The sequence below is a fragment of the Micromonospora sp. NPDC004540 genome (assembly GCF_040610095.1).
Lineage (GTDB): Bacteria > Actinomycetota > Actinomycetes > Mycobacteriales > Micromonosporaceae > Micromonospora.
Window position 1 is genome coordinate 1 of sequence record NZ_JBEXLR010000148.1, and the last position, 11,418, is coordinate 11,418.

Genomic DNA, 11,418 nt, shown 5'->3' on the forward strand with positions numbered 1-11,418 from the left:
GGGCTCGACCGGATCGACCTGGCCACCCTGGGCATCAACTACCGGACCCCGAAGGAGGTCATGGCGGAGGCCGAGCCGGTCATCCGGGTCGCGCCGGCCGATGTTCGCCCGCAACTTCGACTGGGATGCGAATCCGGCGCTGGTGCTGCGCACCGACCCGCCCGACGGGTACGCCTCGATCTCCCTGGTGGACATCTCCTACCTGGGGGTCACCGCCGACCCGGCGGGCGACCGCCGGCTGCTGAACGCGCCGCTGCTGCCCTTCGACGGGATGAACGAGCGGGGCCTGGCCGTGGGGCTGGCCGCCGACGACGGCGCGACGGCGGAGCCGGTGCCCGGCCGGCCCACCGTCGGCTCGGTGCGCATCCTGCGCCTGGTGCTGGACTCGGCCGCCACGGTGGACGAGGCGATCGCCGTGTTCGGGCGCTACAACCTGGACTTCGACGGCGGCCCGCCGCTGCACTACCTGATCGCCGACGCCACCGGGGCGTCCGCCGTGATCGAGTTCGTGGACGGCCGGATGCGGGTCGAGAAGGGCCGGGGCGCCTGGCAGGCGCTGACCAACGTGCCGGCCGTCGGGGTGGCCGACCGGGACCTGCGCAACGACCACCGCTACGGGGTGCTGGCCGAGGCGCTGGACCGGGCCGGCGGCGCGGTGGACGCCCCGGCCGCGCTGCGCCTGCTCGACGCCGTGCGGCAGGCGCACACCCGCTGGTCGGTGACGTACGGGCTGCGCACCGGCGAGGTGCGGCTGGTCACCGCGGGCGGCGGCGAGCGCGGCTACCGGCTGCCCATGTCCTGACGCGGATCGGCCCGGCCCCGTCATGTGCGGGGCCGGGCCGACCGTCGGTCCTACCGGCTCTGGTAGCCGGGCTGCGTCTGCACGTTCAGCTCCTGCAACCGGGTCTGGTTGTCGGTACGCGGATCGTTGATCTCCAGCACGTCCAGGCCCTTCCGGATGTCGCTGGAGTAGATGTGGCCGTTGTAGTAGTAGGCGGACCAGGAACCGCCCACCTGGAGCTGGGTCGCCGAGAGCGGACCCCGCTCCCACCAGCCGATCTCGGTCGGGTGGGCCGAGTCGGTGAAGTCCCACACCGAGACGCCACCCTGGTACCACGCCTGGACCATGATGTCGCGGCCGGGCACCGGGACGAGCGAGCCGTTGTGGGCGACGCAGTTCTCGGTGTCGGCGTTCACCCGGGGGATCTTGTAGTAGCTGCGGAAGACCAGGGAGCGGTCGTCTCCGCTACCGGTGATGTCGTAGATGGCGTCGGCGCCCTTGTCCCGGTCGATGGTCTTGAGGCAGGTCGCCGCGCCGCCCCCGCCCAGCTCGTCGGTGAAGACGACCTTGGTGCCGGTGTTGTTGAACGTCGCCGAGTGCCAGAAGGCGAACTTCTTCGTGTCGCGCACCCGGTCGATCACCCGGGGCGCCTCGCGGTTCGCGATGTCCATCAGGATGCCGTCGCCCATGCAGGCCCCCGCGGCGAGATTCCGCTCCGGGTAGGCGGTGATGTCGTGGCAGCCGGTGGTCGCCGAGGTGCTGGAACCCTTGTACCCGCCGTCCGGGAAGAGGTTCGGGGTCGCCACCACCGCCGCCTGGGTCGGCGCGCCCGTCGGCACCTTGACGATGGAGATGGAGTCGTGCGGCGGCTGGCAGTCGGGGAGGTCGGCCGACGGGCTGTACGACGACACGTACAGGTACACCGTGCCACTGTCCCGGCCCGGGACGAGGGTGTGGGTGTGCGAGCCGCAGTCGGTCTCGATCGACTTCACGTAGCGCGGGGCGGTCTTGTCGGTGATGTCGAAGATCTTGATGCCCTCCCACGACGCCTTGACGGTCGCCGACTGCGAGGTGCTGGCGCACGAGTCGTCGCTACGGGACGAGTCGGTGGAGAGGAAGAGCAGGTTGCCGTGGACGGAGACGTCGTTCTGCGAGCCCGGGCAGAGCACCTGGGACACGATGGACGGCGCACTCGGCCGGGCGATGTCGTAGATGACGAAGCCGTTGTAGTTGCCGACGAAGGCGTAGTGGCCCTGGAAGGCCATGTCGGTGCCGAGCGCCGACGACGTGTCGAACGGCGCGCGCGGCGGCAGGTTGGCGATCTGGCGGACGTTCGGGCTGCTGGCGATCGCGTCGACGGGCAGCCCGGTGCCGGGCGCGGCGGCCGGCGCGGCAACGGAGTCGGGCGCTTCCTGAGCGCTGCTGGGTGGGGCGGAGGCCACGCCGGCGACGAGGAGAGCGGCTGCGGCCAGGCTGACGATCCGGAATGGACGGCTGCGCGACGTGCGGAAATCGATCATCGGCAACACCCTTCGAAAGGGGGATGATGATCCCCACACCTTACCGGCACACGACGTGCATCTATGTGACCTGAGTCACATCTGGGGTCGGTCGTCTATGGATAGGATCGCTGGCACCTCGACCGGAGGGAGCGGCGTATGACCGGCCGGCAGGGACGAGTCTGGGCCGCCGTCACACTGGCGGCCGTGCTCGTGGTCGCCCTCGGCCTCGCACTGTCGGCGCGTCGGGCCGACCGGCCGGCGGTCGCCCGGACGACCGCGGTCAGCACGTCGCCCACCCCGAACGGTCCGTCGGTCGTCGTGCCCGGCCGGCCCGGGGAACCGGCGGCCACCCGCGCCGCCCAGGAGGTCCGGGACGCCGCGCCGCCCCGCTACAACGGCCTCGACGTCTGGTACGTCCGGATGATGATCCCGCACCACCAGCAGGCCGTGGCGATGGCCAACCTCGCCCCCGACCGGGCCGCCGATCCCCGGGTACGCGCCGTCGCCGACCGGATCCGGGCCGCCCAGGGGCCGGAGATCGGGGTGCTGCGCGGCTGGCTCGGCGCGCGCGACCTGCCCGCCGAGGTCCCCGGGCACGACCACGGCACGATGCGCGGGATGCAGTCCGCCGAGGCGATGCGGGAACTCGCCGCCACCCGGGGCGCCGAGTTCGACCGCCTCTTCGTGCGGATGATGACCGCGCACCACGAGGGCGCGGTGGTCATGTCCACCGACCTGCTCAAGGTGGGCGCGGACCAGACCCTCCAGGAGTTCGCCAACGCGGTCGCCAGCGAGCAGTCCGCCGAGATCGCCCGCCTCCGCGAGCTGATCGCCCCCTGAGCCGCCGGATCGCCGATCCGCCCTCGTGACGGGGTCGGCATCGACGTGCGCGGTGACCCGTACGCTGGGTGACCGTGGACCGCATCCTCTTCGGCCGCCCGCTGCGCAGCGTCGCGTTCGACGTCGCCGTCTCCGGGTTGGTGGCGTTCTTCGCCGTCCTCGGGATTTTCGCCGAGAACGGCGGCGTCGCGTCCACGTCCGTCGGCCTGGTGATGGCGGTGGTCCTGCTGTTCCGGCGGGTCCATCCGTCGGCGGTGGCGGCCGGGGTGGCCGTGCTCGCGTTGCTCCAGGTGGTCGTCGGCTGGGGCCCGCTGGCCTACGACGTCGGCGTGCTCATCGCCCTCTACAGCGTGGTCAAGTACGCCGACCGGCTGCGCGACGGCATCCTGGCCGGGATCGTCGCCGCGATCGGCGTGCTGCTCGCCGCCGTCCAGATGCCCGGCCCGGCGCCCTGGTGGGCCGGCGCGCTCTACTACGGCCTGGTCACCGGCGCGGTCTGGCTGGTCGGGCTGAACGTGCGGACCCGCCGGCTCTACGTGCTGACCCTGGAGGAGCGGGCCGCCACCCTGGAACGCGAGCGGGAGGCCGAGTCCCGGGCGGCGGTCGCCGAGGAGCGCACCCGGATCGCCCGCGAGCTGCACGACGTGGTCGCGCACAGCATGGCCGTGATGATCGTGCAGGCCGACGGGGTGCGGTTCACCATCGACCGGGACCCGACCACGGCCCGGGAGGCGGCCAAGGTGGTGGCGGACACCGGCCGGCAGGCGCTGGAGGAGATGCGGCGCCTCGTCGGCGTACTCCGGGAACCGAGCCGGCCGGAGCCGGCGGCCGAGCCCGACGGCGCCCTCGACGCCGAGCCGGCGCACCGCCGGCCGGCCCTGGTCGAGCTGCCCGACCTGCTGGACCGCTTCCGCGCCGCCGGCCTGCGGATCACCGACACCGCCATCGGCACGCCGGCCGCCCTGCCGCCCGGCCTGGAGCTGACCGTCTACCGGGTGGTGCAGGAGAGCCTCACCAACGCGCTGAAGCACGCCGGGGTGGGCGCGGCTGTCGAGCTGCGCCTCGACTGGTCCGCGGACGCCGTCGTGGTCCGGGCGGTCGACGACGGGCACGGCCGTCCGGTGGTCCGGCCGGCGCCGTCCGGCGGGCACGGCCTGGTCGGCATGCGCGAGCGGGTCGGGGTGTACGACGGCAGCCTCGCCGCCGGCCCGACGCTGGGCGGGGGCTGGCGGGTCGAGGCGCGGCTGCCGCTACCGTCGGCGCCGGGCAGCGAGGAAGGGAAGGCGGCGGCATGACCGTCCGGGTGGTGATCGTGGACGACCAGGCGCTGGTGCGCGCCGGGTTCCGGATGGTGCTCGACTCCCAACCCGACCTCGCGGTGGTCGGCGAGGCGATCGACGGCGCGGACGCGCTGCGGGTGCTGGCCCGGGTCGAGGCCGACGTGGTGGTGATGGACCTGCGGATGCCGACCATGGACGGCGTGGAGGCGACGAGACGGATCTGCGCCGGGCCGGCTGGCGGCCGGCCCCGGGTGCTGGTGCTGACCACCTTCGACACCGAGGCCGACGCGTTCGCCGCGCTGCGCGCCGGGGCCAGCGGCTTCCTGCTCAAGAACGTCCCGCCGGAGGAGCTGCTCGCCGCGATCCGGGTGGTCGCCGAGGGCGACTCGGTGGTGGCCCCGTCGATCACCCGGCGGCTGCTGGACCGGTTCGCCGGCCAGCTCGGGCCGGCCCCCACCGAGGACCCGCGGCTGGCCCAGCTCACCGAGCGCGAGCGGGAGGTGCTGCTGCTCGTCGCACAGGGGCTCTCCAACGCCGAGATCGCCACCCGGGTGCACGTCGCCGAGGCGACGGTGAAGACCCACGTCGGCCGGATCCTGGCCAAGCTCCAGCTCCGCGACCGGGTCCAGGCCGTGGTGCTGGCCTACGAGAGCGGACTGGTCACCCCGGGCGGCTGACCCGGCGTACGACCTGAGTCGTACGGGTCGACCCGGTCGGGGGCGACCACCGGCGTACCGAGGTCGAGCGCGCAGGTGGAGATCATCTGCGGGGTGCCGCACATAGCGTCGGAGAGGTCAGATGACCCTGCCCGACAGGAGCACCACGTTGTCCGCAACCCCGACCACCGGCGTCGCCGTCACCGCCCGTGAGCTGCGCAGGGAGTACGGCGCCGGGCTGTCCCGGGTCGTCGCCCTCGACGGCGTCGACCTGGACCTGGCCGCCGCCCGGTTCACCGCCGTGATGGGCCCGTCCGGCTCCGGCAAGTCCACCCTGCTGCACTGCCTCGCCGGCCTGGACCGGCCCTCGGCCGGCACGGTGCGCATCGGCGACGCCGACCTCGCCCGCCTCGACGATCGCCGGCTGACCCGGCTGCGCCGGGACCGGATCGGCTTCGTCTTCCAGAAGTTCAACCTGCTGCCCACCCTCACCGCCGAGGAGAACATCGTGCTGCCGCTGGCCATCGCCGGCCGGCGACCCGACGCGGACTGGCTGCGGCGGGTGGTCGCCGCGGTGGGCCTCACCGACCGCCTCGGGCACCGGCCCGCCGAGCTCTCCGGTGGCCAGCAGCAGCGGGTCGCCGTGGCCCGGGCGCTGGTCACCCGACCGTGGGTGATCTTCGCCGACGAGCCCACCGGCAACCTGGACTCCCGTTCCGGCGCGGAGGTGCTGCGGCTGCTCCGCGAGGCGGTGGACACGCTCGGCCAGACCGTGGTCATGGTGACCCACGACCCGAAGGCCGCCGCCCACGCCGACCGGGTGGTGTTCCTCGCCGACGGGCGGCTGGTCGACGAGCTGCACGCGCCGACGGCCGGCCAGGTCCTCGACGCGCTCACCCGGCTCGAGGCCGGCGCGCCGCTGGCGGGGCGGTGACCGGGATGCTGCGCCTGACCCTGCGCCAGGTCCGCGCCGACGGGCTGCGCCTGCTGCTGTCCTCGCTGGCGATCGTCCTGGGCGTCGCCTTCGTCGCCGGCACGCTGATGTTCACCGACGGCATGCGCGCCGGAGCGTACGAGCGGGCCGCCGCCTTCGACCGGCACACCGACCTGGCCGCGTACGCCGGCGCCACGCCGCTGCCGCCGGCCCTGGTCGACCGGGTGCACGCGGTCGACGGGGTGGCCGCCGCCGAGGGCGAGCTGACCGGCACCGCCGGGGTGGTGGGCGCCGACGGGCGGCCGGTGCTCGGCTACGCCGTGCTCGCCGCGATCCCCACCGACCCGGCCCTCCAGTCCTACGACGTGGTCGCCGGACGGCTGCCGCAGCGGGCCGGCGAGCTGGCGCTCGACGAGGAGACCGTCGCCGACCAGCACTTCGCCCTGGGCAGCCCGGTGCGGGTCGGCGGGAACGGCGGCCCGGCCCGGGCGTACACCCTGGTCGGCACGGTCGACGTGGCCGGCAGCTCGCGGGACGTCGGCGGCCCATTCATCGGCCTGGCCGGCCCGGACGCGCTGGCCGTGAGCGGGGAGCGCGGCTACGGCCGGATCATGGTGGCCGCGCGGCCCGGCGTGGACCGGGCGGCGCTCGCCGACCGGGTCCGCGCGGCGGTCGGGCCGGACGTCGTGGTCCGCGACCGCGCGGCGATCCTCGACGAAGGCGTCGCGGACGCGGTCCGCGACCGGCGGCAGTTCGAGCTGTTCCTGGGCACCTTCGCCGCCGTGGCGGTGGTGGTGGCCGGCTTCGTGATCGCCAACACCTTCGCCATCGTGCTCGCCCAGCGGTCCCGGCGGACCGCGCTGCTGCGGCTGGTCGGCGCCACCCGGGGGCAGGTCTACCGGGCCACCCTCGGCGAGGCGGCGCTGACCGGGCTGCTCGCCTCGGCGGCCGGAGTGCTGGCCGGGGTGGGGCTGGCCGCGGGGCTCGGCGCGCTGGTGGCCACCCTGGGCGCGCCGGTCGACGGCACGATCACCGTCACGGCCCGTACGGTGCTGCTCGCCCTCGGCCTCGGCACGCTGCTGACCGTGGGGTCCGCCGCCGTGCCGGCCTGGCAGGGCACCCGGGTCGCGCCGGTGGCCGCGCTGACCGACGCCGCCGTGGGGCCTGCCCGGCGGGCCGGCCGGGTCCGGCTGGCGGCCGGCGCGTTGGTCCTCGCCGCCGGGGTGGCCGCCCTGGTCGGGGCCGGCGCCACCGGCCAGGTGCCGCTGGTCGCCGCGGGTGGGCTGCTGGCCTTCCTGGGCATCGTGCTGTTCGGCCCGGTGCTGGTGCCGGCGCTGGTCCGGGTGCTCGGCCTGCCCGCGCGCCGGCTGCTCGGCGTCCCGGCCGGGCTGGCCGTGGCGAACGCCGTGCGCAACCCGCGCCGGGTGGCGGCCACCGCCACCGCCATGGTCATCGGGATCGGGCTGGTCTCGGCGTTCGTGGTTGGCGCGGGCAGCGCGAAGGCCGGCATCGAACGCGCCGTGGACGCGCGGATCGGGGTGGACTTCCTGGTCACCGGCATCGGCGGGGACCTGCCGGCGCCGCTGGCCGGGGAACTGGCCGCTCGGCCGGAGCTGGGTGTGGTGCACGAGCAGCGCAGCCGGGTGGTCGACGGGATCGAGGTGCGGGCCGCCCACCCGGCGCTGGTCCGGCGCGCGCTGTCCGCGGTGGACGCCGGCGACCCGGCCGCCCTCGGCCCGGGGGCGGTGCTGGTGCACCGCGAGCTGGCCGCCGCCCGCGGCTGGTCGGTCGGCAGCACCGTCCCGCTCGCCGGCCGGTCGTTCCGGGTGGCCGCCGTGGTGGCCGACGACAACCCCGCCCTGGCCGGCAGCCCGGTGCCCGCCGGACACGTGGTGGACGTCGTCGACGCCGACTTCGCCCGCCTCTTCCCGGCCGAGCGCGGCTACCTCGCCGAGGTGGACCCGGCCGACGGGGTCTCTACCGACGTCGCCCGCGCCGCCGTCGAGTCGGTGCTCACCCGCTATCCGACGGTCAACCTGCTCGACCAGGCCGCCTACAAGAAGATGCTCACCGGCACCGTGGACCTGGTGCTCGGCCTCGTCACCGCGCTGCTCGGCCTGGCCGTGGTGATCGCGCTGGTCGGCGTGGCGAACACGCTCACCCTCTCGGTGGTGGAGCGGACCCGGGAGAACGCGGTGTTGCGCGCGGTCGGGCTGAGCCGCGGCGGGATGCGGGCGGTGCTCGCCGTCGAGGCGGTGCTCACCGCGCTGGTGGGCACGCTGCTCGGCATCGCGCTGGGCACCGGGGTGGCCGCCGGCGGGATGGCCGTGGTGGCCCGGATCGGCGGTGACTTCACGCTGGTGCTGCCCTGGGGGCGGCTCGGCCTCATCGTCGCGGTGGCGGTGGCCGCCGCGCTGGCCGCCTCGGTCCTGCCGGCGCGGCGGGCGCTGTCCCGGCCGATCGTGGCGTCCCTCGGGGCGGAGTGACCGCCGGGCGTCGAAGACACGTCGAGCCGGTCCCGCGACAGCCGCGGGGCCGGCTCGACCAGGTTCCGGATGCCGCGGGTCAGCGGTCGGACGCGGGCTGAACCCCGCCCCCGTCGCCCCCGCCCCCGTCGGCGGGGGCGGTCGTGGTCGTCGTGGTCTCGGTCGGCGCGGTGGTCTCCACCGGCGGCGAGGTGGTGGTCGGCGCCGTGCTCGGCGCGGTCGGCGCGGTCGACGGGACGCTCGACGGGGTCGGCTCGGCCGACCCGCTCCCGGAGGGGCTCGGCGTCGCCGAGGCCGAGGCGGAGGGCCGGCCGGTCGGGCCCACCGGCCGGTAGCTGTGGCCGCCCGCGTCCGTCGGCGGCGCCTCGGTGACCGCGGCGTCCGCCACGGAGTTGCTCGGAGCAACCGCCGGCGCCGTCGAGTCGATCCGGGTGGCCGGCGCGTCGGCGTTCCTCGCCGCGCCCAGGGCGGCACCCAGCGCGGTCAGCGCCACCAGCACCACGGCCGCCGCGCCGACCAGCGTGCCGCGCCGACGCGCCCGGCGGGCCGGGGCCACCACAGCGCCCGGCACCGCGGCGGTCCGGTCGTCGCGGGCGCGGCTCGACTCGGTCGCGCCGCGCAGGGTCACCGGCACCATCGCGGTGGGCGCCTCGGAGCCGGCCGCGCGGGCCGCCTCGGCCATCGCCGCGGCGGTGGGGAAGCGCTCCGCCGGGTCCTTGGCCAGGGCCCGGGCCACCAGGTCGCGGACCTGGTACGGAATCTCCACCGGCAGCTCCGGCGGCTCGTCGTCGAGGTGCCGGACCGCCACCTGGAGCGGGTTGTCGCCGGTGAACGGCGGGCTGCCGGTGAGGCAGCAGTAGGCGACCGCGCCGAGCGCGTAGACGTCGGTGGCGCCGGAGACCGGACGCCCGGCGGCCTGCTCGGGGGCCATGTAGAGGGCGGTGCCGGGCACCGCGTTCGTGCTGGTGATGCTGGTGACGTTGGTCGACCGGGCCACGCCGAAATCGACCAGCACCACGGTGCCGTCGTCCTGCACGAGCAGGTTGCTCGGCTTGACGTCGCGGTGGACGATGCCCCGGGTGTGCGCGGCGTGCAGCGCCTGGGCCACCTGCGCCACGATCGACATGGTCTCGCCGACCTCCAGCTGCCCGGCCGCCTCGATCCGGCGGGAGAGCGGCTCGCCCGCCACGAACTCCATGACCAGGTAGTCGGCCCGGCTGCCGTCGGGCAGCTCGTCCTCGCCGCAGTCGAAGACCTGGACCACGCCCGGGTGGCGCAGCGACGCCATGATCCGCGCCTCGGCCCGGAAGCGGGCGATGAAGTCGGGGTCGGAGACCAGCGCGGGCAGCAGGACCTTCACCGCGACCGGGCGGCCGAGCACCAGGTCCGTGGCACGCCAGACGTCGCCCATGCCGCCGGTGGCGACACGGTCATCCAGGCGGTAGCGCCCGCTGAGTACGACGTCTGAAGACAACACGTCAATACCGTACCCAGAGTGGCCCCGAAGTATTTCCCGCGATCTCTCCCGTCACGACCGGCGGGCGGCCTGCCCGGGTTCGGCCGAACGGTCAGGCGTTCCTTCGCCGATTGGCTGACGGTGACGACTCGCGTACGATCGGCCAGGAAAATGTGTCCGAGGGTTCCGGTGTCCGAGTTCTGGCCTGGTGTTTTGTCCCTGTTCATCGCCTCGCAGCGAAATCCGGGTGGCGTTCGTTACGCCGACGCGCCGTGGCTCACCGTAGACAATTCTCACTCTTTCTCCGGTGGCTGGCTCCTTGTCGAACCAGTCGCCCGCTCCTAGCGTCGGCCCCTCTCCCGCCCGCCCCGTGACGCCGGTACGGTATGTCCGCCGACGGCCGTTCCCGGCGGCGTCCAGACGCGCGCCCGCGCCTTCCGTGCCGGCGCCCGATGAGGTCGGGGGGGCTGAAGGTGCGGGTGGGGCTCCGGTCGTCCGAGCCGGCGGGCGTCGGGGACGCCGACACCGGCGGGCGCCGGTCCGGGAAGTCGGCACGGCGGGAACGGCGGATCCATGACCGGTGAGCTGAACGAGGCGGTCGCCGCCGCGCAGGCCGGCGACGAGGAGGCGTTCCGCCACCTCTACCGCAGCCTCCAGCCCGGCCTGCTGCGCTATCTCACCGCCCTGGTCGGCGCCGACGCCGAGGACGTGGCCTCGGAGGCGTGGCTCCAGATCTCCCGCGACCTGCCCAGCTTCACCGGCGGCGAGTTCCGGGCCTGGACGGTCACCATCGCCCGCAACCGGGCCATGGATCATCTGCGCCGGCAGCGGCGGCGGCCCGCCCTGCCGGTGCCCGTGCAGGCGCTCAGCGAACTGGCCGGGGACGCCGACACCGCCGAGCGGGCCGGCGAGACCATCGGCACCGAGAGCGCCCTGGCGCTGATCGCCAGCCTGCCGCCCCGCGAGGCGGAGGCGGTGCTGCTGCGCGCCGTGATCGGGCTCGACGCGGAGACCGCCGGACGGGTCCTCGGCCGGCGGGCCGGCGCCGTGCGCACCGCCGCCCACCGGGGGCTGCGCCGCCTGGCCGCGATGCTGGAGCGCGCCGACCCGGACCAGTCGTCGGACCGGGCCGGTGGAGCGACCCCGCCCCGCCCCCGTACCGGCCGGGGACGGCAGGCGCCGCAGGCGCCCAAGGCCGAGCCGGCGGACGGTTGACGTGGAGGGAAACGGGATGAGCTTTCGCCGGTCCGACGGGCCTGCCGACCGGGCGGAGTCGGAGCGCCGCCTCGACGCGGCCCGCGCCGGGACACCACCGGAGCGGGCGGCCGACCCGCTGGCGCACCTGCTCGCCGCGGCGGCCGCCCCGGGCAACCCGGGCGAGCTGAGCGGCGAGGAGCAGGCGCTCGCCGCGTTCCGCGCCGCCCGCGCCAACCCGGCCCCGGCCCCCGCCCCGGGGGGGGGGCGGCCGGGTCCTGGTCGGCGG

At 75.4% G+C, this 11,418-nt stretch carries 9 protein-coding genes and 1 pseudogene; 8 read left to right on the forward strand and 2 right to left on the reverse strand.

Going from position 1 to position 11,418, the window contains the following annotated elements; translation table 11 throughout:
- Positions 1-100: 100 nt before the first annotated feature.
- Positions 101-802, forward strand: coding sequence for a linear amide C-N hydrolase (locus tag ABZV78_RS29965; protein ID WP_355643981.1), 702 nt, complete (start codon positions 101-103; stop codon positions 800-802).
- A gap of 50 nt (positions 803-852) precedes the next feature.
- Here the strand turns inward: ABZV78_RS29965 and ABZV78_RS29970 are convergent, their stop codons facing one another.
- Positions 853-2,301: a hypothetical protein gene (locus tag ABZV78_RS29970; RefSeq protein WP_355643983.1), complete on the reverse strand. Its 1,449-nt coding sequence runs from the start codon at positions 2,299-2,301 to the stop codon at positions 853-855.
- Positions 2,302-2,439: 138 nt separating this feature from the next.
- Between ABZV78_RS29970 and ABZV78_RS29975 the strand changes: the two genes are divergently transcribed.
- From ABZV78_RS29975 to ABZV78_RS29995, 5 genes are all read left to right on the forward strand, one after another.
- Complete coding sequence (locus ABZV78_RS29975; RefSeq protein ID WP_355643985.1) at positions 2,440-3,123, forward strand: DUF305 domain-containing protein; 684 nt, start codon at positions 2,440-2,442, stop codon at positions 3,121-3,123.
- A 68-nt stretch (positions 3,124-3,191) separates the two neighbouring features.
- Positions 3,192-4,418, forward strand: a complete 1,227-nt coding sequence (locus ABZV78_RS29980; RefSeq protein ID WP_355643987.1) for a sensor histidine kinase — start codon at positions 3,192-3,194, stop codon at positions 4,416-4,418.
- The gene (locus ABZV78_RS29985) at positions 4,415-5,080 is read left to right on the forward strand and encodes a response regulator transcription factor (RefSeq protein WP_355643989.1); all 666 of its coding nucleotides are present in this window, start codon (positions 4,415-4,417) and stop codon (positions 5,078-5,080) included. Before ABZV78_RS29980 ends, ABZV78_RS29985 begins: the two co-directional genes overlap by 4 nt.
- 121 nt (positions 5,081-5,201) lie before the next feature.
- The gene (locus ABZV78_RS29990) at positions 5,202-5,993 is read left to right on the forward strand and encodes an ABC transporter ATP-binding protein (RefSeq protein WP_355643991.1); all 792 of its coding nucleotides are present in this window, start codon (positions 5,202-5,204) and stop codon (positions 5,991-5,993) included.
- 5 nt (positions 5,994-5,998) lie between these two features.
- The gene (locus tag ABZV78_RS29995; RefSeq protein WP_355643993.1) at positions 5,999-8,479 is read left to right on the forward strand and encodes an FtsX-like permease family protein; all 2,481 of its coding nucleotides are present in this window, start codon (positions 5,999-6,001) and stop codon (positions 8,477-8,479) included.
- 79 nt (positions 8,480-8,558) lie between these two features.
- On the opposite strand, the gene ABZV78_RS30000 is transcribed toward ABZV78_RS29995, so the two are convergent.
- Positions 8,559-9,956: a serine/threonine-protein kinase gene (locus ABZV78_RS30000; RefSeq protein ID WP_355643995.1), complete on the reverse strand. Its 1,398-nt coding sequence runs from the start codon at positions 9,954-9,956 to the stop codon at positions 8,559-8,561.
- A gap of 552 nt (positions 9,957-10,508) precedes the next feature.
- On the opposite strand from ABZV78_RS30000, the gene ABZV78_RS30005 reads away from it, so the two are divergent.
- Positions 10,509-11,150 carry an RNA polymerase sigma factor gene (locus ABZV78_RS30005; RefSeq protein WP_355643997.1) on the forward strand — a complete coding sequence of 214 codons (642 nt, stop codon included), beginning with the start codon at positions 10,509-10,511 and terminating at the stop codon, positions 11,148-11,150.
- Positions 11,151-11,166: 16 nt separating this feature from the next.
- Positions 11,167-11,418: pseudogene (locus ABZV78_RS30010) on the forward strand (hypothetical protein); the annotation flags it as partial.